This is a genomic window from Actinospica robiniae DSM 44927, assembly GCF_000504285.1.
Classification (GTDB): Bacteria; Actinomycetota; Actinomycetes; order Streptomycetales; family Catenulisporaceae; genus Actinospica; species Actinospica robiniae.
Genome location: NZ_KI632511.1, coordinates 8,870,708 through 8,893,293, shown reverse-complemented (window position 1 = coordinate 8,893,293; position 22,586 = coordinate 8,870,708). Strand labels below are relative to the sequence as shown.

The window sequence follows — 22,586 nt, the reverse complement described above, 5'->3', positions numbered from 1 at the left end:
CGACGGAGAACGGCCGGTGTGGCCGGCGGCGTCGCACTCGCGATGGTGGCCCTGGCCTCGGCGCTCGCGCCGACTGCCGCGGCGGCCGTGGCCCGGCCGGACGCGCTCGGCGGGTCCATCGCGAGCATCGCTCTGGGGCAGATCGGCGTGGCCACGAACCCGGCCGAGACGAGCTTCGGCGGAGTGGACTGCGACCCGTACAGCACGCTCGTGGCCGCGGGTTCGCCGAGTTCGGACGGCTGCGGCACCGACGGCACGCACGACGTCGCCGACCAGAACGAGGAGTGGTGCGCGGACTTCGCCAAGTGGGCCTGGGAGCAGGGCGGGGTTACCGCGAATCTCAACCTGCTTAATGCCGGAGCGAACTCGTTCTACGCCTGGGCGCTGGCCGACGGCGAGAGTCCGGCTGCCGACTCGGGCACGCCCGCCGCGGGGGACGCGGTCCTGTTCTACCCGGCCGGGACGATCACCTCGGCCACGTTCGCCGACCACGTCGGGCTGATCACCTCGGTCGACTCCAACGGCACCGTGGACATGGCCAACGGCGACTTCCTCGGCTCGGCCGGGATCACCGTGCAGTACAACACGAATCTGAGCCTCACCACTTGGGCCGGATCCACCTGGGGCTCGGGCGAACAGTGGGTTCTGGTCGCGCCGCCGAGTGCGGCGCAGTCGCCTGCACCGACTGCAACGATCATCGCTCCCGCCACTGCTGCGGCGGGCATGGCCGTGCCCTTCACCGCCACGGCGACCGAGCCCGGCGGCTCGATCAGCCAGTACGCCTGGACCTTCGGCGACGGCCGGAACAACAACGCCACCGGCGCGTCGGTCAGCCACGTCTTCACCCGGGCCGGGCTCTACACCGTGACGATGAGCGCGACCTCCAACCTCGGTACCGTCACCACCAAGACCTGGAACGTCAGCGTCGGCGCGGCCGGCTCGACCGTTTCGTCCGACCCGAACACGTCGGTCTGGTACACCACCGACCCGGTGATGCAGTACGAATTCACCGAGACCTCGACCGGCGCCCTCGCGGTGGACAGCTGGGATGGCGCGGCCTGGTTGCAGCAGACCGAGCCGGGCACGCTGGCGGCTGGCAGTGGGCTGACAAGCCTCACTTACGCGGACTCGGCCGTTGCCGACGCGACCATCCCGCACGCCTTCTACCGCACCAGCGGCGGCGCGCTCGGCGAGACGTACTTCGGTGAGGTGAGTTCTGGAACGGCCAGTTGGATCAGCGCTCCGTTGCCCGGATCGCCCGTGGCCACCAGCGCGATTGCGGCTATCGCGCAGGCCACTACGCCGTCAGTGTTCTACTTCAGTGCCGCTTCAGGCCTCGATGTCTCCACGGAAACGGGCGGCAGCTGGTCGTCCGCGGCGATCTCCGGCCCGACGACTTCGGCGCCCGGCTCGCTCGCCACGGCCACGACCGGATCAACCGAGTACGCCTTCTACCTCGATACCGCAGGGAACATCATCGCCGCCGCGAACTCCGGCTCTGGCTGGCAAAGCGCTGCGATACCTGACAGCCTCGGCGTCTCGGCCGGCACATCGCTCGCCGCCGACAGCACCAATTCCGGTATCGACGTGTTCTTCATCGATGCCTCAGGCCATCTCGCCGTCGCGGATCTCAGCGCGAGCGGCACCTGGCAGACGCAGGAGATTGTCGGCACGCCGTCGGCCGGCTCCAAGCTCGTCGCGACCAGCACCCTGACTTCCTCAGGCACGGTGACCGATGAAGTGTTCTACCCCACCTCGGCAGGCACCGCCGCCGTCACATACTGGAACGGTACGGCCTGGCAGACCGGGACGCTGCCCGGCACGGCCACCGCGATCAACGCGGTGAGCAGCAATATCGTGCCCGGATCCAGCCAGCAGGTCTTCCTCGCCAACGCGGGCACGCCGAGCCTGGACACCAGCAGCGCGCCCGGCACCGCCTGGACCAGCAGTGCCCTGCCGGGCACGCCGACCGCTTACCCCGGCACGGTCTTGCTGTACGCGGCCACCTCCGGCGACAAGACGACCGCGCTGGCCGCCGCGTCCTACGCCGGGCTGCCTTCGAGCCAGGTCACCACCAGCTTCGCCGCGGCCTGGGCCGCCACGCTCAGCGGGAACTACCTGGTGATCACGGTAGGGCAGGCCGCCGCCAACGCCCTGTTCGACAACGCGTGCGGCTGGACCAACCCGTCCGCCGACGACCCGGGCACGACACCGTTCGACTACGTCGTGCGCCCGCTCAACGTCACGCTGACCAATCTGTTCCTGGTCGGCGCGGCTTCCACCACCTCCAAGACTCCGCAGCGAACCGACGACCTGGCGTACTACGCGGTCCACGGCGCCCTGCCCAGCGGCGCGAGCGTACCCGCCGTCGCGAGCCCGGGCCACAGCTGCCTGGGCAGCGCGAGCTGACCACCCGCCAGGTCCGGCCCGCCGCGGCCGCACCACCGCTCACCCACTCCCACCCACCTGAGGAACGACGATGCAGACTGCTCGACTCGCCTCGCGCCGGACGCTCGCTGCCGCGTCCGCCGCACTCGCCACGCTCGCCCTGACCGTCGGCCAGGCCGGCGCCGCGCACGCCGCGGCGGCCCCGGCCGCCACCTACGCCCGGGCCCTCAACGGCAGCATGGTCCAGGTGTCCGCCGACCGCCCGAACACGCCGGTGCACCCCGAGGCGATCACCCACCCGCAGCTCGACTACATGGGCTCGACCGTAGCCGCGCACGAGTCCACCGCCGCGTCCGCCGCCGCCAAAGCGGCGGTCACCCCGGCCGCCAGCGTGCCGCAACTGCCGGGCATCGACATCAGCTCCTACCAGGGCAACCTGACCTGGTCCAGCATCGCGCCGCACATCGACTTCTCGTACGCCAAGGCGACCGAGGGCACGTACTACACGAACGCCGACTTCACCAACCAGTACAACGGCCCGTACAACGCCGGCCTCATCCGCGGCGCGTACCACTTCGCCATCCCGAACAACTCCACCGGCGCGGCCCAGGCCGACTACTTCATCGCACACGGCGGCGGCTGGTCGGCCGACGGCAAGACCCTGCCGGGCGCGCTGGACATCGAGTACAACCCCTACGGCGCCGAGTGCTACGGACTGTCGCAGAGCTCGATGGTGAGCTGGGTCAGGTCGTTCGTCAACGAGTACGCGGCGAAGGAGAAGGCGTACCCGGTGATCTACTCGACCACCGACTGGTGGACCACCTGCACCGGCAACTCCAGCGCCTTCGCCTCGGAGGACCCGCTGTGGGTGGCCAACTACACCGCCAGCGGCGGCGGCACGCTGCCCAACGGCTGGGGCTACTACACCTTCTGGCAGTACGCGGACTCCGGTTCGGAGCCGGGCGACCAGGACGTGTTCAACGGCGCCTACGCGCAGCTGCAGACCCTGGCCACCAAGGGCTGAGGTCCGACGGCCGGGTCCGGGGGCCGCACCGCGGTGCGGCCCCCGGACCGGCTAAAGCTCGATCTCGTCGGCCACGTGCCGCATCTGGTGCCGGGCCAGCGCCAGGTTGCCGCGCGTCTTGTCCAGCGCCAGGTAGAGGAACAGCCCCGCGCCGGTGCGCGTGCCGAGCGGCCGGATCAGGTGGTACTGGCGCCCGAGCGTGATGAGGATGTCCTCGATGGTGTCGTTCATCTTGAGCATGTCCATCGTGCGCATCTTCGCCCGCACCACCTCGGTGTTGCCGGCCGCCGCGACCGTCAGGTCGAGCTCCTTGGTCGTGCTGATCGCGCCGAGGGACATGCCGCTGCTGTAGTCGACCAGGGCCGCGCCGATCGCGCCCTCGACGGCCATAGCCTCCTTGAGCGCGGCGTCTACGGTCATGGACATGGACTGCTCCTTATCAGCTCTAGCTCTCGGATTCACGGTTCCGGGGGATCGGGTGCGGCGGGCGGGTCTGACGGCGTGCGGCGGCGCCATCCCGGGGCCGTCCGCGGATTCGCCGCCGCGGCCCTGGGCTGAGGCCGGCTGCTCCCCCTCCCGGGGCACGTTCTGCTTTCTGCGTGTGGGCACGCCTGACCACCTCGACCGACGTAGTTCGGACCGCCCCACTGTGTCATCCGGGACGCACCGCGGCGGCGGAAGTCCGCTCGAAGTCCGTTCCGGCGGAGCGCACCCGGCGCATCCGGGGCATCCCCGGGCGCACGGCGGCTCCCCGTGCTCCGTCGCTGACCTGCGCGACCGGCGCGGAGGCGGGGCGGACGGCGGGTGGCGCCGCCCGGGCGGGCGGCGAAGCGGGCTGCGGGATCAAGGCCGGAGGGGATATGGCTAACCCTGTGAACGCGCACTGATACCGCGCGTGCCCGACGCTGATCGAACCCGAGGACGCCCATGGCGCTGACGCGGCCCGCCCCCGCACCCCCGGATCCCGAAGCCGACCGCGGCCGGCCGCGCCGGCGCGCGGCCCGGCCGGCCGCTGTGCTGGCAGTCGTGATCGCGGTCGCGACGGGGACGGCCGGCGCCCTGCTCTCCCCTCCTGGACGCAGACCCCTGATCATCGGGCTCGAACTCGCCGCGGTGCTGGCCACCGCGGCCGCGCTGATCCTGGCCGGACGCGCATCGGAACCGGACGCGCCGCCGGCCGCGGCCGCGCCGCCCGACCCGGTCGTCGATCAGCGCCCTGAGCCCCCCGCGCCGCGCGTCCGGCACCCCTACGTCAGCCTGGCCCGGCGCATCCAGGCGCTGGTCAACCGGCAGCTGCGGGAACTGCGCGAGATGGAGGACCGGCACGGCGCCGACCCGGCCGTGTTCGCGGACCTGCTGCACCTCGACCACGCCACCGCGTTGATCGGACGGCTGGCCGACAGCCTCGCCGTCCTCGGCGGCGAGCGCACCGGCCGCCGTTGGACCAGGCCGGCGCCGCTGCTGGCCGTGTTCCGCGGCGCGATGTCGCGGATCACCGAGTACCGCCGGGTGACGATCGGGACGCTGCCGGAATCGGCGGCGGTGGCCGGCGAGGCGGTGGAGGCGCTCGTGCACGCGCTCGCCGAGCTGCTGGACAACGCCACCCGCTACTCCCCGCCGGACACCCACGTCGTGCTGCGCGCCGCGCGGCTCGCGGACGGCCTGGTCATCGAGGTCGAAGACAGCGGCGTGGGCCTCGGCCCGGAGGCGCGGGCCCGGGCCGCGCAGGTGCTGGCCACCGAGAACGCAGGGCTCGAAGCCGCGGCCCTGGGCACGACGCCGCGGCTGGGCCTGGCCGTGGTCGGGCGCCTGGCCCGCGCGGCCGGATTCAAGGTCTCCCTCGCTCCGGGCGAGGGCGGAGGCGTACGCGCGAGCATCCTGCTGCCGGCCCGCCTGATCACCGAGGCCCTGCCCGAGCCGGACCCGGCGCCGGCCGCGAGCCCGCTGACCCGCTCGGAGCCGCCGCGCTCGGCCGCCTCGGCCCGGCACGCGGCGGCCGGCACCGCGCCCGCCAGTATCAATGGGCTGCCACGCCGGCGCCGCTACACGCCCGAGGCCGAGCGGCCCACGCCGCCACCGCCGGCGGCGCCGCCCCCGGCACCGGCACCGGCGCCGCCCGACGCCGGACCCGGCCAATGGCTCGGCCACCTGCACGGACCGCCGCGCGAGGGCCTGAGCCCGAGGAAGAAGAAGGAGGGGATGGCGCCGTGAACCGGCTGCGACCTGATCTGGACTGGATGCTCGAGGACCTGGTGGCCACCGTGCCCGGCACCAGGCAGGTGATGGTGCTCTCCGGGGACGGCCTGCGGATGGCGCACCGCGGCGCCGACGCCGAGTTCGCCGACCGGCTCGCCGCGGCCTGCGCCGGGGTGCAGAGCCTGGCCGCGGCCATCGCGCAGATGCACCCGGAGGCGAGCCGGGAGGTGCGGCTGGTGGTGATCGAGTCGGCCGGCGGGTTCTTCTTCCTGATGGCCGCCGGGCCCGGCGCGTACCTCGCCGCGCTGGCCGACGCGGGCGTGGACGCGGGCCTGATGGGCCAGCAGATGCGCGACCTGGTGGCCCGCCTCGGCGAGCATCTGGCCAGCGCGCCGAGGGCGCCGGAACCCGAGCCGGCATGACCGCGGTGTATGCGATGCCCGAACTCGACGACCTGGACGCGCGCGACCTGGCCCGGATCTACGTGATCACCGGCGGGCGGGTGGGTCCGTCCGGGCGCACCCGGATCGACCTGGTCACCCTCGTGGTCGCGGCCGCCGCGGAGAGCGCCGGGCGCGGCCCCGAGCAGCGGTCGATCCTGCGGATGTGCGCCACCCCGCTCTCGGCCGCGGAGTGCTCGGCCTACCTGCGGCTGCCCTTCAGCGCCACCGCTGTGCTCATCGACGACCTGGTCGCGGCCGGCCTCGCGGTCACCCGCGCGCCGCGGGCGCAGGTGCTGCCCGATCCCGACCTGCTCCAGGAGGTGCTGCGTGGCCTTCAACGGCTCTGAGCCGCCGGCGCTGCATCCCGCGCTGGCGACGGCGCTGAAGATCGCCGTGGTCGGACCGCTGGGCGTGGGCAAGACCACCCTGGTCACCTCCGTCAGCGAGATCAGCCCGCTGACCACCGAGGAGACGATGACCCGGGACGGCGCCCGGCTGGACGTGCTCGGCCGCGGCTCGACGAAGACCACGACGACGGTGGCGATGGACTTCGGCCGGATCAGCCTGGGCGAGTCGATCGTGCTCTACCTGTTCGGCACGCCCGGCCAGGAGCGCTTCTGGTTCCTGTGGGACGGCCTGGTCGACGGCGCGCTCGGCGCGGTGGTGCTGGTGGACGTGCGCCGGCTGGAGGAGAGCTTCGACGTGCTCGAACGCCTCGAGCGGCGCGGCTCCGCGTTCATCGTGGCGGCCAACGGCTTCCCGGAGGCGCCGGTCTACCCGGCCGAGGCCCTGCGCCAGGCCCTCGACCTGCCCGAGGTCGTCCCGGTCCTGAACTTCGACGCCCGCTCCCGCGCCGACTGCCGCAGGGTGCTGATCTCGCTGACCGAGTACCTGCTCGCACTCTCGCGCACCGCGGCGGCCCCTCCCCCGCGTGAGGAGGCCTTCGCCGCGGGGGACTGACGAGGTGTCAGATGCGCCGCAGGTCGGCGAGCTTCTGCAGGTTCTCCTTGACCCGCTCTTCCTGCTCCATCTCGGCCGCGCTCGGGCTCAGGCCCAGGGTGAGCAGGATCGCGAAGGTGGAGACCACGACCACGATGACGAGCGGCGCGATCAGCTGGTTGGAGGTCAGGCCGCCGCCGGCCGCCTCGTGCGCGGTGCTCACCACCATCGCGGCTTCGCCGGTGAAGTGCATGCCGGTCACGGCCACGCCCATGAGCAGGGCGGCGCCGAGCATCGCGGCCGCGGCGCGCAGGTTGACCGCGAACCACAGCGCGACGGTGGCGGCGGTGACGGCGATCACCACGGAGAGCACCACGAGCAGCAGGTTGTAGTGCACGGAGGCCTGCACGTTCATGGCGGCCATACCGAGGTAGTGCATGCCCGCCACGCCGATGCCGGTGACCGCGCCGGCCGGGATGAGCGAGACGAACCCGCCCTCTCCGCGCACGGCGAAGTGCAGTCCGTACCAGACCACGCCGACGGAGACGGCCAGGCTCACCAGGGTGAGCGGCAGGTTGAAGGTGATCTGGGTATTCGGCAGCGAGTATCCGAGCATGGCGATGAAGTGCATCACCCAGATCCCGGTCCCGCCGATGGACACCGCCGCCAGCGCCAGCCAGCGCCGCCGGGCCCGTCCGGTCGCGGACCTCGCCCGCGCCATCGTGGAGAGCCCCATGCCGCAGCCCACGCAGGACATCGCATAGGCCAGGGCGATCAGGTACGGGCTGCCATAAGAGCCCTGCATTTCGATGCCCACGTCGCCATTCCCCCTCACCGGTAATGGATGAATCTCGTAACGGCGCGCTAACGCCGTAACCCGGGTGCCGACGGACGGCTCCCGGGTCGATTCCCACCTGCGTTCGATCAGCTCCGGCCGCGAATCCGGGGCGCGTGATCGACGCGCTCGGATAAGTCAAAGATTCAACTGCCAGAGCGCCCCGCCACGGTACCGCCATAACCCCGGGCCGTCGAGCGACCGAGACAACGCCGTGATCTCAAGAGTTCGATCATGAACCCGCACGCCTCGCGGAAGCCGGCGGCACAACGAGAGCGCTCCCCCGACCCCACGCGGGAGAGCGCTCTCTTTCCCGACATGGTCACCTCCCGGTGAAGGCCTGTCAAGGCTCTGCGGGTCCGGGCCCGGTGATCCTCGGTGTCGCGCGCAGTTTTGTGTGCGTTCACATGAACACCACGGTAAGTCTTGACGCACTCTGCACCCGCAGCCATAGTGTGACGCGGCGCACCACGCGACTTCCTTCTCTCTCGTCAGATCAGCGGGTGCGCTTGCTCCGCTAAATTGTTAGCGTTCACATTGGTATAGACCTGATGCTCCGCCCCGGCCGCCCTGCCCGGCCGGGCCGCTGCAGCCCCGTTCCGCCGGCCGGCCGACCCCAGACCGCTCCGGCGGGCGAGCACGGCCCGCGCGTCCGTTCCCCCGCCGCGCGGCGAACCCACCCGAGTACCCATGGACGATGAACAACGGAGTTCCACATGGTTGTGCAACACGCCCGCACGCGTATCCGCCGACTCCTCGCCTCCCTCGCCACCACCCTCGCCCTCGCCGCCGGACTGCTGGTCTGTACGGCCGTCACCTCGCAGGCCGCGACCCAGGAACCGTGCGACATCCTCGCCGCCGCGGGCACCCCCTGCGTCGCCGCGCACAGCACCACCCGCGCCCTGTTCGCCGCCTACAGCGGGGCGCTCTACCAGGTAGAGCGCGCCTCCGACAGCACGTACACCACCGTCTCGCCGCTGTCCGCCGGCGGCGTGGCCAACGCCGCGACGCAGGACAGCTTCTGCTCCGGGACCACCTGCACCATCACCCGCATCTACGACCAGACCTCGAATCACAATGACCTGACCGTCGAGGGCGCCGGCGGCAACGGCAGCGCCGACACCGCGTCGAACGCCGCCGCGCTGCCGGTCTATGTCGGCGGCCACAAGGCGTACGGCGTCTACATCGCGCCCGGCAACGGCTACCGCGACAACTCCGCCAAGGGCACGGCCACCGGCAGCACCGCCCAGGGCGAGTACATGGTCGCCTCCGGCACGCACGTCAACAACGGGTGCTGCTTCGACTACGGCAACGCCGAGACGAACAGCGACGACAACGGCAACGGCCACATGAGCGCCATCAACTTCGGCACCGAATGCTGGTTCTCGCCGTGCTCGGGCATCGGTCCGTGGGTCCAGGCCGACTTGGAGAACGGTCTGTTCGCCGGCGGCAACGGTTCGAACACTGCGAACACCGGCAACAACACGCCGTTCGTGACCGCCGTCGTGAAGACGAACGGCACCAGCACCTACGCCATCAAGGGCGGTAACTCCCAATCGGGGAGCCTGACCACCTGGTACAGCGGCGCGCTCCCGACGGCCAGCGGCTACGCCCCGATGCACCAGGAGGGAGCGATCGTCCTCGGCACCGGGGGCGACAACAGCAAGTCCTCGGACGGCAGCTTCTTCGAGGGCGTCATGACCGCGACCGAACCCACCGACGCCACCGACAACGCGGTCCAGGCCAACGTCGTCGCGGCCGGTTACACCCTGCCGAGCACCCCGTTCGTCTCCGGCGCGCGCATCTCGATCCAGGCGACCACGTCCTGCTGCACCGCGGACTACCTGCAGCACGACTCGAGTGACGACAAGGTCGTCATCGCGGCCGTCACCTCGTCCAGCTCCTCGACCGACAAGGGCGACGCCACCTGGCTCGTGGTGCCCGGCCTGGCCAACAGCAACTGCGTCTCGCTCGAGTCCGCAAACGTCTCCGGCGACTACATCCGGCACTACAACTTCGAGCTCTACCTGGAGCCGAGCGACGGAACCAGCCAGTTCGCCCAGGACGCGACCTTCTGTCCGCAGGTGGGCAACAGCGGGACCGGCTACTCCCTGCAATCGCTGAACTTCTCCAGCAAGTTCATCCGGCACTACAACTACATCGGCTACGTCGCCGGCGACGGCGGCTCGAACAGCTGGGACGCGACCTCGCAGTGGGCCGCGGACAGCTCCTGGCTGGCCGCCACCGCCTGGAGCTGACACCCCGTCCCGCCGGGCTCCCGTGACTGACTCGTTCGGCCGAGTCCGCATACTGCGGCCTCGGCCGAACGGGTAGCTCAGCGCTTGCGGCGGGAAGCGCGCGGGCTTCTACTCGCCATGTCGGGTAGCGAGGGCAGCCGGCCCTCATGGCACGCAGGAGGTCGCGGGTGCTCACGGCCAGAGGCATCTTCCAGCAGATCCATCGCAACGACGAGGCCTTCCGCCTGTTCTGCAGCATCGCCATGAACGGGGAGAGCCAGGGCGGGTGGGAGAACGGCCGGATCTCCGCGCTGGTGACCGACCGCCGGCTCGCCCCGAAGATCGCCCGGCACGGCGCGGACGAGGACAAGCACGGGCGGATCTTCAAGGGCCTGATGCGCAACCGCGGCCTCGACCCGGTCGAGGTGCCCCCGGAGACCGACTACACCATGCTGCTCGAACGCCGCCGCATCGGCCTGACCCACGCCCGGCTGGCCCGGGACGAGCAGCTGACCGACCACGACGTCACCGTCTACCTGGTCCACAGCCGCGTCACCGAGCAGCGCGCGAGCGAGCAGATGCGGCTGCTCAAGCGGATCTTCCACGACGACCCGCAGGTCGGCCGCGCGGTGCGGATGATCAGCGACGACGAGGACCGGCACCTGGCCTACTGCCACGAGGAGCTGCTGCGCCTGGCCGCCGAGGGCAGCCGGGCCCACATCGACCAGCTGCTGCGCAAGACCGCGCTGGCCGAGATCGAGGTCTACCGCGACGTCAGCCTGGCCGTGATGGCGCACATGGGCCGCGTGCTCGGCTGGTCCACGGCCCGCTCGGCCGTGCTGGCCGCCGGGATCCGCGCGGTCTACCTGGCCGAGCGCCTCGGCGGCTGGCGGCGGATGACCAGCCTGCGCCAGCCGGAGTTGCGCAACGCCCTCGGCGGGCCCGCGGCGCAGGAGCCTGCGCTGAGCCCGACGATCTGACCGGGGCTCAGGCCGCCGGGCCCGCCGGGTCTCAGTCCTCGGCGAGCTCGGCCGGGAAGCCGCCGGTCGCGATCGGCCCCCAGTGCTCCGGGGTGATCCGCAGCAGGGTCTTGCCCTGCTTGATCATCGCCTCGCGGTACTCGTCCCAGTCCGGGTGCTCGCCCGCGATGCAGCGGAAGTAGTCCACCAGCGGCTCGACGTCCTCGGCCGCGTCGATCAGCTCGGCCGTGCCGTCGATCTGCACCCAGGCGTCGCCGAAGGAGTCGGAGAGCACGACGACGCTCACCCGCGGATCGCGCCGGGCGTTGCGGACCTTGGCCCGCCGCGGGTAGGTCGACACCACGACGCGGCCCTGCTCGTCGACGCCGCAGGTCACCGGGGAGGCCTGGGGCGAGCCGTCGGCGCGGCGGGTGATCACCAGCGCGTTGTGCCGGTCGCGGACGAACGCGAGCAGGTCCTCGCGTCCGACGGTCGTGTTCGTGGCCACTCGTCGCGTCATGCCCGCATTCTACCGATCCGCCGATACGGTGGTGGACGTGGACGAACTGGCGCAGGAGCGGATCGAGCACGACTCGATGGGCGAGGTGCGGGTGCCCGCGCACGCCAAATGGCAGGCGCAGACGCAGCGCGCCGTGCACAACTTCCCGATCTCCGGCAGACCGCTCGAGCCCGCGCACATCCGGGCCCTGGGACTGATCAAACAGGCCGCCGCGGTGGTCAACGTGCGGCTCGGCGTGCTCGAGCCCGAGGTCGGCGCGGCCATCGCGGCCGCGGCGGCCGAGGTGGCCGAGGGGCGGTGGGACGAGCACTTCCCGGTGGACGTGTTCCAGACCGGGTCCGGCACCTCCTCGAACATGAACGCCAACGAGGTGGTCGCCACCCTCGCCTCGGACCGGCTCGGCCGCAGGGTGCACCCCAACGACGAGGTCAACGCCTCGCAGAGTTCGAACGACGTCTTCCCCTCGGCCATCCGGGTGGCCGCGGTCGGGATGCTCACCCATGACCTGATCCCGGCGCTGGAGCGGCTCGTCTCGGCCCTCGGGGCGAAGGCCGGCGAGTTCGCGGAGGTGGTCAAGGCCGGGCGCACCCACCTGATGGACGCCACCCCGGTCACCCTCGGCCAGGAGTTCGCCGGCTACGCGGCGCAGATCAGCCGGGGCGTGGAGCGGCTGTGGACGCTGCTGCCGCGGCTGGCCGAGCTGCCGCTGGGCGGCACCGCCGTCGGCACCGGCCTCAACGCCCCGCCCGGGTTCGCCGAGGGCGTGATCCGGGAGATGGCCAAGCACAGCGGGCTGCCGCTGGTCGAGGCGGCCGACCACTTCGAGGCGCAGGGCGGGCAGGACGTGCTGGCCGAGGCGTCCGGGCAGCTGCGGGTGGTGGCGTTGTCGCTGGCGAAGATCTGCGGGGACCTGCGCTGGATGGGCTCCGGCCCGCGGGCCGGCCTGGGCGAGATCGCGCTGCCGGAGCTGCAGCCGGGCTCCTCGATCATGCCGGGCAAGGTCAACCCGGTGCTGCCGGAGGCCGTGCGGATGGTGTGCGCGCAGGTGATCGGCAACGACGCGGCGGTCGCGTTCGGCTGCGCGTCCGGGGAGTTCGAGCTCAACGTGATGCTGCCGATGCTGGCCCGGAACCTGCTCGAGTCGATCCGGCTGCTCTCGTCCTGCACCGGGCTGCTGGCCGAGCGCTGCGTGCTCGGGATCACCGCGAACCGGGAGCGCTGCCTCGAGTACGCCGAGTCCTCCACCTCGATCGTCACTCCGCTCGCGCGCGTGCTCGGCTACGAGGAGGCGGCGCGGATCGCCAAGCAGTCGCTCGCCGAGCGCAAGACGATCCGCGAGGTCGTCTACGAGCGCGGCCTGGTCGGGGACGACGCGGCGCTGGCGGCCGTCCGGCTCGACGAACTGCTCGACGTGGCCAAGATGACCCGGCCTACCCAGTAGCGCGGCCGCTCAGTACCTTGGAAGGAGGTTTCAAAGAAGGGGGTGGCGCCGTGTTCGACAAGGTGCGCGAACGAATACGGCTCAAGGTGCTCGAAACGGTGCACGGCGGTGACCTCCGGTTGGAGGGGTACAGCGAACCCGCGGGCGATCCGGGCCTGTTCGGCCCGGACAGCGTCGTGTGGGACGTGCACGCGCACCCGGCCGGCATGCTCACCGGCGGTTTCAGCGCCTTGATGTTGCAGTCGCTGCATCCGCTGGCGATGGCGGGTGTGGCCGAGCACTCGGACTACAAGGCCGATCCGCTCGGGCGGCTCAACCGCACGGCCCGGTACGTGACGGTGACGGCCTTCGGCTCCACCGCGGACGCCGAGGCCCAGATCGCCAAGGTGCGCAGGGTGCACACGTTCATCCACGGGGTCGCACCGGACGGCACGCCCTACAGCGCCGAGGACCCGACCCTGCTGACCTGGGTGCACGTCGCCGAGATCCGCTGCTTCCTGGCCGGCTACCTGGCCTTCGGCGACCGGAGGCTGAGCCCGGCGGAGCGCGACCGGTACGTGGCCGAGACGGCTCTGCTCGCGCGGCGGCTCGGCGCGCTGGAGGTGCCGACCTCGATGGCCGAGCTGGACGCGTACCTCGCGCGGATGCGCCCGCAGCTGCGGCCGACCCCCGCCGCGGTGGAGGCGGTCGGCTTCCTGCGCGGCTTCGGCCGGGACCCGGCCGAGCGCGCCGCGACCAGGATCCTGATGAACGGCGGGATCAGCGTGCTGCCGGGCTGGGCCAGGGCGCAGCTCGGCATCCGCCGGCCCGCGCCGGTGCGCCACCTGATCGACCGTCCGGCCGTGCGGCTGCTCAGCGCCGTGCTGGTCTGGGCCTGCGGGCCGTCCGAGGTCGCCGCGGCGGCCCGGGCGCGGGCCGCGCGGCCGGCCGACGCAAAAGCCTTAGACACCCGCGTCGGCGGCGCGACATCATCGTCGGCGTGAATCAGAAGCAGGAGATCCAGGAAGGGCTCTGGGACGAGGAAGCCGCCCAGACCTACGACTCCAACGAGGGCGTGTTCGCGCCGGAGGTGCTCAGGCTGACGGTCGACCGGCTGGCCGCGCTGGCCGGGCCGGGCAAGGCGCTCGAGTTCGCGATCGGCACCGGGCGGATCGGAATCCCGCTCGCGCAGCGCGGCGTGCCGGTGTCCGGGATCGAGTTCTCCCGGCCGATGGTGGCCCGGCTGCGCGAGAAGGTGGACGAGGCGAGGATCCCGGTCGTGGTCGGCGACATGTCCGAGGCGACGGCGGGCGAAGAGGGCTCGTACGCGCTGGTCTATCTGGTCTTCAACACGATCTCGAACCTGCTGACCCAGGCCGAGCAGGTCGCCTGCTTCCGCAACGCGGCGCGGCACCTGAAGCCCGGCGGCCGGTTCGTGATCGAGCTGTGGGTGCCCGAGCTGCGCCAGCTCGCGCCCGGCCTGCAGGCGGTGGCGTACCAGACCACCGACGAGTACTTCGGCATCGACCGCTTCGACGTGGTCAGCCAGCATGTGACCTCGTATCACTTCCACTTCGGGGCGGGCAAGGAGGCGAGGCTGTTCCGGTCGCCGCACCGGTACATCTGGCCGGCCGAGCTCGACCTGATGGCGCAGCTGGCCGGGCTGGAGCTGGAGAGCCGGCACAGCGACTGGGACGGCGGCGAGTTCACCGCGGACTCCTCCTCGCACGTCACGGTCTACCGGCTGCCGGAGTGAGGCGCGGCCAGTTTGCATAGATCAATAAAGGAGCTTTAGTGTTGTAAGCATGGGAGTGACGGACCGGGAGCAGGAGATCATCGACCTGCTCCGACGCGAGCCGCTGATCACGCCGGCCGAGATCGCCGAGCGGCTCGGCTCCAGCCGCGCCGCGGTGAACGTGCACCTGTCCAACCTGGGACGCAAGGGCGTGATCCTCGGCCGCGGCTACATCCTGAGCGAGCGGCCCCCGGTCGTGGTGGTCGGCGGCGCCAACCTCGACATCAAGGCCCGCAGCAGCGCCGCGGCCATCGCCCACACCAGCAACCCCGGCCACACCTCGACCACCCCGGGCGGAGTGGCCCGCAACATCGCCGAGAACCTCGCCCGCCTCGGCACCCCCACCCAGCTGATCGCCGCCATCGGCCGCGACCCCTACGGCGAGCGGCTGCTCGCCGACACCCGCGCGGCCGGCGTGCTGCTCGACCACGTGCACCGCGGCGAGCACCCGACCGGCAGCTACACCGCCGTCCTCGACGCCGACGGCGAGCTGCTGATGGCGGTCGCCGACATGACCGCCACCGACGACCTGCGCCCCGAGCACCTGCGCTCAGCCCGCGAGCTGATCGCTCACGCCGCGTTGCTCGTGCTCGACGGCAACCTGCCGGCCGCCACCACCGCGCACCTGCTCGACCTGGCCCACGCCGGCGACGTGCGCGTGGTGGTCGACCCGGTGAGCGTGCCCAAGGCGGCGCGGCTCGCGCCGCTGCTGCGCCCCGCAAGGCCGATCTTCGCACTGACCCCGAACCGCGACGAGCTGCGCGCGCTCACCGGCGACGGGCAGGTCGGCGACACGGACGCCGCGTTGGCGCACGCCGCCGCCGTCCTGCACGACCGCGGTGTGCGCCACGTGTGGATCCGGCTCGGCGCGAGCGGCAGCCTGCTCAGCACCCGCACGCCCGGCCCCGGCGGCGAGGCCGAGGCCCCGGCCGAGCTGCACCGGCTCGCCGCCGACCCGGCCGAGGTCCAGGACGTGACCGGCGCCGGCGACGCGATGCTCGCCGCGTTCGCCTACGCGCTCCTGGCCGGGCACGGCCCCGCCGAAGCCGCCCGCCACGGCCACGCCGCCGCCGCGCTGACCCTGCAGAGCACGCACACCGTCCGGCCCGACCTGACGGCGCGTCTGCTCGACGAGGCCTTGCAGCGCACCCCAGCGATCCCCGCACCCAGCGCACGAGAAAGCACGCAACCGCGATGAACACGACGCACTACACCCCGCACCCCGCCCTGGTCCTGACCGAGGAGGTGCGCACGGCGCTGGCCGAGGGGCGGCCGGTCGTCGCGCTGGAGAGCACGATCATCAGCCACGGCATGCCCTACCCGCAGAACGTGGCGATGGCCACCGAGGTCGAGCAGATCATCCGGGACGGCGGCGCCGTCCCGGCCACCATCGCCGTGCTCGGCGGCACGCCGCGGATCGGCCTGACGCCGGAGGACCTCGAACTGCTGGCCACCGACGCCGACGTGGCGAAGGTCAGCCTGCGCGATCTGCCCTACGTCATCGCCCGCGGACAGCACGGCGCCACCACCGTCGCCGCGACGATGCGGCTGGCCGCGCTGGCCGGCATCCGCACCTTCGTCACCGGCGGCCTCGGCGGCGTGCACCGCGGCGCCCAGCAGACCTTCGACGTGAGCGCGGACCTGACCGAGCTCGCCCAGACCGACGTGGCGGTGGTCAGCGCCGGCGTGAAGTCGATCCTGGACATCGGGCTGACCCTGGAGACGCTCGAGACCCTCGGCGTGCCGGTGATCGGCTACGGCACGGACGAGTTCCCGGCGTTCTTCTCCCGCCGCAGCGGCTTCCCCGCGCCCATGCGCGCGGACACCCCCGCCGAACTCGCCGCCATCATGCGCACCAAGTGGGACCTCGGCATCCGCGGCGGCCTCGACATCGCCAACCCGATCCCGGAGGCCGACGAGATCCCGGCGGACGAGATCGACGCGATCATCGACCAGGCGCTGCGGGACATGGACGCCAAGGGGATCAAGGGCAAGGAGGCCACGCCCTACCTGCTCGGCCGGATCGTGGAGATCACCGCGGGCGAGAGCCTGCGCGCGAACATCGCGCTGGTGAAGAACAACGCCCGGCTCGGCGCGGCGATCGCGAAGGAGTACGCCGCCGCGATCGCGACCCCGCGGGTCTGACCGGCCGCGAGCCGCCCACGCCGCGTCGACGTCGCGCTCCGCAGCCGGGCTCCGCAGCCGGGCTCGGCGTTGACGCGGGCGGCCGGAACAGGACAGGCTGATCACTGCCGCCTTGATCCGTCGGCGGCGCAGGGAGCACGCACCACCCGCAGCACACCGCATGAAGGGCCTGTCTGATGAGCGAGCCGATCCGCAACTGGGCGGGCAACGTCGACTTCCGTGCGGCGCGGGTGCACCGCCCGAGCACGCTCGACGAGCTGCGCGGGATCGTGGCCGCGGCCGGGCGGGTGCGGGTGCTCGGCACGGGCCACTCGTTCAACCGCGTGGCCGACACCGACGGCGACCTGGTGCGTATCGACGCGCTGCCCGCCGAGGTCGAGATCGCCGCCGACCGCCGCAGCGCCACCGTCGCGGCCGGCCTGCGCCTGGCGGAGATCGCCGAGCAGCTGCACGCGGCCGGGCTGGCCCTGCCGAACCTGCCTTCGCTTCCGCACATCTCGCTGGCCGGCGCCGTCGCGACGGCCACGCACGGCTCCGGCGACGGCAACCAGAACCTGGCTGCGTACGTGCGCGGCATACGGATGGTGACGGCGGACGGCGAAGTCGCCGAGCTGACGCGGGGCGAGTCCGAGGGCTTCGACGGCGCGGTGGTGGCGCTCGGCGCCCTCGGCGCCGTCACCCACCTGACCATCGACGTGGAGCCCACGTTCGAGGTCGCGCAGCACGTGTACCACGACGTCCCGCTGGCCGAGCTGACGGCGCACCAGGCCGAGGTGTTCGCCTCCGGATACAGCGTGAGCGGGTTCACCGACTGGGGCAGCGGCAAAGTCTCGGTGTGGCGCAAACTGCGCGCCGGCGCGGACGGCGGCTTCGAGCAGCCGCAGCCGGAATGGCTCGGCGGCACGCTCGCCACCGAGCCGACCCACCCGGTGCCGGGTATGCCGACGGAGAACTGCACGGCGCAGCTGGCCGTGCCGGGTCCGTGGCACGAGCGCCTGCCGCACTTCCGGCCCGAGTTCACGCCGAGCAGCGGCAAGGAGCTGCAGTCCGAGTTCTTCGTCCCGCGCGAGCGCGCCGCGGAGGCCTTCGAAGCAGTCCGCGAACTCGGCACCGCGGTCGCGCGGGTGCTGCAGATCTCGGAGATCCGCACGATCGCCGCGGACGAGCTGTGGCTGAGCCCGTGCTACCGCCGCGACGCGGTGGCGCTGCACTTCACCTGGATCGCCGACCTCGCCGCCGTCGCGCCGGTGCTCTCCTCGGTGGAGCACGCGCTGCTCCCCCTCGGCGCCCGGCCGCACTGGGGCAAGGTCTTCCTCTCCGGTCCCGCCGCGGCGCTGCCGACGTACGAGCGGGCGCAGGACTTCAACGCCCTGATCGACCGCTACGACCCGGCCGGGAAGTTCCGCAACCCGTTCGTAGCGGGGCTCTTTCCGCGAGCTTGAGTTCCGACGAGAGGCTGTCGCCATGGAGTTCTTCTGTTATCACCGCGACCGGCCCGATTCCAACGCGCTGCGCGATGAGCTGGTCGAGCGGCACTGGTCCTACATGGATCAGTACGCGAAGGAGCTGATCGCGCGCGGACCTACGCTCACCGACGACGGTGAGGCGGCGACCGGCAGCGTGCACGTCGTCGACCTGCCGGATGCCGCCGCGGCCCGTGCGTTCGCCTTCGACGAGCCGAACTACCAGGCCGGCGTGTACCGGGACGTGCTGCTGCGGCGGTGGCACAACCTGCTGGGCCGCACCATGTGGGACTTCCCCGGCGGACGATCGGGCGGCAACCGGTACCTCGTGCTGGGCCTCGGCACTCCGCAGCCCGCCGGCTCCCCCGCGGCGGCACCCGATCTCGATGATCTGATCGCCTACGGACCACTCCTGTCTGACGACGGCGCGACGTGGCTCGGCACCGCGGCGCTGCTGCGGGCGCCGAGCCCGGAAGCCGCGCGCGCCGTCTTAGCCGAGGGCGACGATGCCGACCGCTACGCCGACATCGAAGTCCACAACTGGCAGTTCGGGGGACGACCGTCCTGACCGTCGGCGCGCACTGATACCTGCGGGCCGGCCGGTCGGCCGCCGTGGCGGGGGCGCCCGCGCCGACTATGTCGCGGTTCAGATACGCCTCTATCTCGGGCGTCCACGCTCCGGCGAACGCGGGGTGCGTGCGCCAAGGTTCGAGGAACTCCTCGCGCGAGGCGAACGTGCTGCGCAGTTTGCGCATCACGGGGCCGAGCATGCCCTCGAGCAGCGCCTCGAGATCCACCTCGGCCGGCAGCGGGAAGCCGAGCCCGCCGTCGATCAGCAGGACGCCGGTAAACCGGTCCGGATGCCTGACCGCGGCGACGGTGGCGATCCAACCGCCCATCGAGTGCCCGGCGACCACCGCACGCTCGACGCCGAGGTGGTCCATCGCGCGGACGAGGTCGTCGGCGTGCACGGCCATGCCGTACGGCCCGCCGACCTCGCGGCTGAGCCCGCGGCCGCGCAGGTCCGGCGCGATGACGTCCACGTCAGGCAGCTTCGACGCCACCGGCGCCCAGGTGAGCGAGTTGGCGGCGATGCCGTGTGCGGCCACCAACGCCGGTGCGCCCTCCGGCGCGCCGACCGCCGGCCAACGCGTGACCGCGTATGCGGCCGGACCGGGAGGCAGCGGCACCTCCACGCTGACGCTCTCGCGCACCATCAGCCTGCTCCTTTCACGGGAGAACCTGTCTATTCGTGAGCTTACGGGCAGGCACTGACAATGATGTAGTAGTTCGGCGAGGTCTCCTCGAGACTGGTGACGTAGAACGTGTTCCACAGCCCCATCTTCTGGTTGGAACCGTTGGCATAGGCGTAGCCACCGGACTGATAGGCCCGGCCGGCGGTGGTCTGCGCATAGTTGCTCGCGGTGTAGCAGCTCGTCGCGTACGTGGAAGACGCGCTGGCGGACGCCGACGCCGAGTGCGAGGCAGAGGCCGAAGCGGACGGGGACGCGGACGCGGACGCGGAGACCGACGGGGACGCGGACGCGGAGACCGACGGGGAGGCGGACGGGCTCGTCGACGCGCTCGTCGAGTTCAGGCCCCAGAACAGCGCCGTGTAGTACGACGAGCAGATGTAGCTCAGGAAGTACGCACCCGTCGCGCCGCAGTCGTCGGTGCCCGAGCCCGGGCTGACGGCCAGGCCGTGCCCCATGCCGGAGACGGAGAACGTCTCGACGACCGGCGCGCCCGCCGCGTTGTCGTAGATGCTTTCCGTCGTGCCGCCGGTCAGGGTCGCGGTGGACGAGGCGGTCTGGCTCACTCCCCATACGCCGGTCCACTGGTCCATCAGCTCGGTGAAGTTCGAGGTGCTGACGGTGTAGTCCGCGCTGCCCTGCCAGATCTGCACGGTCGGCCAGGTGCCGGTGTATCCGGGGTCGGAGTTCTTCGCCAGGGCGGCCCACTGCGCGACGGTCTTGCTCACGGCGCTGTCCATGCAGGTGTAGGCGACGGTCTGGCTCGTCGCGCACTGGGCCGGCAGGCCGGAGTCGATGGAGCCGGAGGCGAAGACGTCGGGGTAGTCGGCGAGCAGGTCGGCGGTCATGCCGGCGCCGGCGGAGAGCCCGGTGACGTAGATCCGAGAGGGGTTGATCGAGTAGTGCGCCTCCATGTAATCGACCATCTGGATGATCGACGCGGCCTCGCCGTCACCCCTCGAATCGTCCGAAGGAGTGAACCAGTCGAAGCATTCCTCGCTGTTGTTGCTCGAGGTCTGCTGCGGGAAGACGACATCGAAGCCCCACAAGTCGGCGTACTTGGGCCAACCGGAGTCGCTGTAGTAGTCGTTCGCGCTCTGGGTGCAGCCGTGCAGCGCGATCACCAGCGGCGCGTTGGCGGCAGCCGTGGTGGGCACGTAGTCGTACATCTGCAGTGCGCCCGGGTTGGCGCCGAACGAGCCGACCTGGGTGAGCGTGGAAGTGTTGGCGAGCGCGGGAGTCGCGGTGCCGACGGCGTAGAGCATCGCCGCGAGGACGGCGAGGACGACGGCCACCGCGGAGACGGCCCGGGCGACGGGCTGCGGGGTGTGGTGTGGGTGATGAGTGGGCTGCTGGTGCACGAGTTCTGCCTCTCCATTGGGGCGGGACGCGGCTGGTTCCGGCAGAACGTAGGCCCCGCGTGGGCGGCCGGTCGATGGCGACGGCGTACACAGCGGACCGGCCGCACCTGGTGCCGACCGACACGCCCCGGCTGATACCTTCGGGCGGCGACGGCATTGATCGAAGGCTGACAAGCACGGACAGAGCGGGCGGGGCATGGACGAGATCGAGAAGCGGCTGTTCGAGCAGGCGCGGGCGGCTTGGGCGGCCGAGCAGTGGGAGTCGTCGGCCGCGTTCTACGAGCAGCTTCTGGCCCTGCGACCGGACGGCCCGGACAGCCACGCGTGGTGGTTCGACGCGGCGCTGGCCTACAAGTTCCTGCGGAACTGGCCCAAGGCCTACGAACTCGGCTTGCAGGCGACGGCGCGGGCGGAGACCGGCAAGCACGATCCGGCCTTCTGGAACCTGGGCATCGCGGCGACGATCCTGGGTGATTGGGCGGTCGCGCGGGCGGCCTGGCGCGGCTACGGCATCGAGCTGCCGCCGGGAGAGGGCGAGATCGAAGGCGACTTCGGCCTCACCTGCGTCCGCGTCGACGCCGGCGGCGGACGACGCGAAGTGCTCTGGGGACGCCGGATCTGTCCGACCCGCGTCCAGGTCACCTCCGTGCCCTTCGGCGATCGGCGCTTCGGCGAGATCGTCCTGCACGACGGTGCGCCGAAGGGAGAGCGCTTCGTCGAGGGAAGGCGCTATCCGGTCTTCGAAGAGCTGCTGCTCTGGCGGGAATCGCAGACGCCTACCTTCAGCGTCCACCTGTCCTGCCCCGGCCCCGACGACATGGACGCGCTGTGGGAATCGCTCGACGCCGTCGGGCTGACGCTGGAGACGAGCACATCGCTCATCCTGCATCCGCGGGAGGAGAGCGAGGGCGCCATCGAACTGGAGCAGGAGCAGTCCACCGGGGGCGAGTTCGACGTCCTCATCCCCGCACCTGACGAGGACACTCTGCGCGGGCTGCTCGACGCGTGGGTGGCGGCCGATCCTGCTCGCGCGGCGACCCGCGTCCGAGAGAAGGGCTCTGACCTGCTGCCGCACACGGCGGGCGGCGCGCAGGAACACGCGCGCGAGGTCGAACGGTTCCTGCCGTGGCCGTTCCCGGACGGCGTCTTCCCGGAGAATCTGGGCGTCATCGCACATCGCAGCCTGCTGACCGGTCAGGCGGAGCCGTACTTCGTCAGCCATGATGCCGATGGATCCTGGCAGGTGCTCGACGAGCACTCGCCGGCCGAGGCGGACGCCGCCGTCGTCAGCTGCATGCACTGCCTGGTCCAGGCGCATCCGCAGCTCGCCGAGCTGGCCGACCTGCCGCCCGGCTTCGAGGCCGTGCGCGCGGCGTCGGCGCAGGTCTGGCAGCGCGCCGCGAGCCCGGCCGAGGACACGGACTGATTCAGAGTCCTGATTGAGCTGACCAGGGCTTCCGCCCGGCCGCCCGAGGGGCGGTCGGCTCTTGACGCCATCAGGGTTCGGAGAGTTCACTGGTCGCCCAAGAGAGCGCTCTCCAAGCTTCTCCTCTTCCTCGCGGAGCATCGGTGCTCCGCGCCCTGGAAAGGCGGAAACAAGCAGTGAGG

Annotated in this window: 21 protein-coding genes and 1 pseudogene; 17 read left to right on the top strand and 5 right to left on the bottom strand. The window is 71.7% G+C overall.

Annotated elements, in window-relative coordinates; all coding sequences use genetic code 11:
* Positions 1 to 18: 18 nt before the first annotated feature.
* Positions 19 to 2,409, top strand: a complete 2,391-nt coding sequence (locus ACTRO_RS44520; RefSeq protein ID WP_051452037.1) for a PKD domain-containing protein — start codon at positions 19 to 21, stop codon at positions 2,407 to 2,409.
* Positions 2,410 to 2,479: 70 nt separating this feature from the next.
* On the top strand, positions 2,480 to 3,412 hold the full coding sequence (locus ACTRO_RS38230) for a lysozyme (RefSeq protein WP_034271147.1): 933 nt from the start codon (positions 2,480 to 2,482) through the stop codon (positions 3,410 to 3,412).
* A gap of 51 nt (positions 3,413 to 3,463) precedes the next feature.
* Here ACTRO_RS38230 and ACTRO_RS38225 read toward each other — a convergent pair whose 3' ends face one another.
* Entirely contained in the window at positions 3,464 to 3,838 is a 375-nt protein-coding gene (locus ACTRO_RS38225) for a hypothetical protein (RefSeq protein WP_211244552.1), read from the bottom strand.
* Positions 3,839 to 4,339: 501 nt separating this feature from the next.
* On the opposite strand from ACTRO_RS38225, the gene ACTRO_RS38220 reads away from it, so the two are divergent.
* From ACTRO_RS38220 to ACTRO_RS38205, 4 genes are read left to right on the top strand one after another with little or no spacing between them, the layout of a single operon-like run.
* On the top strand, positions 4,340 to 5,623 hold the full coding sequence (locus ACTRO_RS38220; RefSeq protein ID WP_051452036.1) for a sensor histidine kinase: 1,284 nt from the start codon (positions 4,340 to 4,342) through the stop codon (positions 5,621 to 5,623).
* Between the two features lie 26 nt (positions 5,624 to 5,649).
* On the top strand, positions 5,650 to 6,030 hold the full coding sequence (locus ACTRO_RS38215; RefSeq protein WP_051452605.1) for a roadblock/LC7 domain-containing protein: 381 nt from the start codon (positions 5,650 to 5,652) through the stop codon (positions 6,028 to 6,030).
* Positions 6,027 to 6,398, top strand: a complete 372-nt coding sequence (locus tag ACTRO_RS38210) for a DUF742 domain-containing protein (RefSeq protein ID WP_051452035.1) — start codon at positions 6,027 to 6,029, stop codon at positions 6,396 to 6,398. The genes ACTRO_RS38215 and ACTRO_RS38210 overlap by 4 nt, the downstream gene beginning before the upstream one ends.
* Positions 6,379 to 7,011 (top strand): GTP-binding protein, encoded by a 633-nt coding sequence (locus ACTRO_RS38205; RefSeq protein ID WP_051452034.1) that lies wholly within the window; start codon positions 6,379 to 6,381, stop codon positions 7,009 to 7,011. The genes ACTRO_RS38210 and ACTRO_RS38205 overlap by 20 nt, the downstream gene beginning before the upstream one ends.
* A 7-nt stretch (positions 7,012 to 7,018) precedes the next feature.
* On the opposite strand, the gene ACTRO_RS38200 is transcribed toward ACTRO_RS38205, so the two are convergent.
* Positions 7,019 to 7,807 carry an MHYT domain-containing protein gene (locus ACTRO_RS38200; protein ID WP_051452033.1) on the bottom strand — a complete coding sequence of 263 codons (789 nt, stop codon included), beginning with the start codon at positions 7,805 to 7,807 and terminating at the stop codon, positions 7,019 to 7,021.
* 734 nt (positions 7,808 to 8,541) lie between these two features.
* Here ACTRO_RS38200 and ACTRO_RS38195 point away from each other — a divergent pair.
* Complete coding sequence (locus tag ACTRO_RS38195) at positions 8,542 to 10,083, top strand: alpha-L-arabinofuranosidase B (protein ID WP_034271145.1); 1,542 nt, start codon at positions 8,542 to 8,544, stop codon at positions 10,081 to 10,083.
* Between the two features lie 167 nt (positions 10,084 to 10,250).
* Positions 10,251 to 11,042 carry a hypothetical protein gene (locus tag ACTRO_RS38190; RefSeq protein ID WP_034271143.1) on the top strand — a complete coding sequence of 264 codons (792 nt, stop codon included), beginning with the start codon at positions 10,251 to 10,253 and terminating at the stop codon, positions 11,040 to 11,042.
* A gap of 31 nt (positions 11,043 to 11,073) precedes the next feature.
* Here the strand turns inward: ACTRO_RS38190 and ACTRO_RS38185 are convergent, their stop codons facing one another.
* A complete protein-coding gene (locus ACTRO_RS38185) occupies positions 11,074 to 11,541 on the bottom strand; it encodes a PPOX class F420-dependent oxidoreductase (protein ID WP_034271140.1) in 468 nt (155 codons plus the stop codon).
* A gap of 46 nt (positions 11,542 to 11,587) precedes the next feature.
* Here ACTRO_RS38185 and ACTRO_RS38180 point away from each other — a divergent pair, with 46 nt between their 5' ends.
* The 7 genes from ACTRO_RS38180 to ACTRO_RS38150 all read left to right on the top strand — a co-directional run bounded on the left by ACTRO_RS38180 (position 11,588) and on the right by ACTRO_RS38150 (position 18,932).
* Complete coding sequence (locus ACTRO_RS38180) at positions 11,588 to 12,982, top strand: aspartate ammonia-lyase (protein ID WP_034278628.1); 1,395 nt, start codon at positions 11,588 to 11,590, stop codon at positions 12,980 to 12,982.
* A 50-nt stretch (positions 12,983 to 13,032) separates the two neighbouring features.
* Complete coding sequence (locus ACTRO_RS38175) at positions 13,033 to 13,965, top strand: oxygenase MpaB family protein (RefSeq protein ID WP_051452032.1); 933 nt, start codon at positions 13,033 to 13,035, stop codon at positions 13,963 to 13,965.
* Complete coding sequence (locus ACTRO_RS38170; RefSeq protein WP_211244550.1) at positions 13,962 to 14,717, top strand: class I SAM-dependent methyltransferase; 756 nt, start codon at positions 13,962 to 13,964, stop codon at positions 14,715 to 14,717. Before ACTRO_RS38175 ends, ACTRO_RS38170 begins: the two co-directional genes overlap by 4 nt.
* Before the next feature lie 49 nt (positions 14,718 to 14,766).
* A complete protein-coding gene (locus ACTRO_RS38165; protein ID WP_034271137.1) occupies positions 14,767 to 15,954 on the top strand; it encodes a carbohydrate kinase in 1,188 nt (395 codons plus the stop codon).
* Complete coding sequence (locus tag ACTRO_RS38160; protein WP_034271134.1) at positions 15,951 to 16,901, top strand: pseudouridine-5'-phosphate glycosidase; 951 nt, start codon at positions 15,951 to 15,953, stop codon at positions 16,899 to 16,901. Before ACTRO_RS38165 ends, ACTRO_RS38160 begins: the two co-directional genes overlap by 4 nt.
* A gap of 176 nt (positions 16,902 to 17,077) precedes the next feature.
* Positions 17,078 to 18,343, top strand: coding sequence for an FAD-binding protein (locus ACTRO_RS38155; protein WP_034271131.1), 1,266 nt, complete (start codon positions 17,078 to 17,080; stop codon positions 18,341 to 18,343).
* A gap of 22 nt (positions 18,344 to 18,365) precedes the next feature.
* Positions 18,366 to 18,932, top strand: a complete 567-nt coding sequence (locus tag ACTRO_RS38150; RefSeq protein WP_034271128.1) for a YciI family protein — start codon at positions 18,366 to 18,368, stop codon at positions 18,930 to 18,932.
* A gap of 124 nt (positions 18,933 to 19,056) precedes the next feature.
* On the opposite strand, the pseudogene ACTRO_RS51595 reads toward ACTRO_RS38150, so the two are convergent.
* Positions 19,057 to 19,428 (bottom strand): annotated as a pseudogene (locus ACTRO_RS51595) (alpha/beta fold hydrolase); the annotation flags it as partial.
* On the opposite strand from ACTRO_RS51595, the gene ACTRO_RS50115 reads away from it, so the two are divergent.
* The gene (locus tag ACTRO_RS50115; RefSeq protein ID WP_245594611.1) at positions 19,397 to 19,639 is read left to right on the top strand and encodes a hypothetical protein; all 243 of its coding nucleotides are present in this window, start codon (positions 19,397 to 19,399) and stop codon (positions 19,637 to 19,639) included. The pseudogene ACTRO_RS51595 and the gene ACTRO_RS50115 sit on opposite strands and share 32 nt — an antisense overlap.
* Here the strand turns inward: ACTRO_RS50115 and ACTRO_RS38140 are convergent.
* Positions 19,623 to 20,978: an extracellular catalytic domain type 1 short-chain-length polyhydroxyalkanoate depolymerase gene (locus ACTRO_RS38140; protein WP_034271124.1), complete on the bottom strand. Its 1,356-nt coding sequence runs from the start codon at positions 20,976 to 20,978 to the stop codon at positions 19,623 to 19,625. The genes ACTRO_RS50115 and ACTRO_RS38140 overlap by 17 nt on opposite strands.
* Positions 20,979 to 21,174: 196 nt before the next feature.
* Here ACTRO_RS38140 and ACTRO_RS38135 point away from each other — a divergent pair, with 196 nt between their 5' ends.
* Positions 21,175 to 22,404 (top strand): tetratricopeptide repeat protein, encoded by a 1,230-nt coding sequence (locus tag ACTRO_RS38135; RefSeq protein WP_063628147.1) that lies wholly within the window; start codon positions 21,175 to 21,177, stop codon positions 22,402 to 22,404.
* The last annotated feature ends 182 nt before the right edge of the window (positions 22,405 to 22,586 follow it).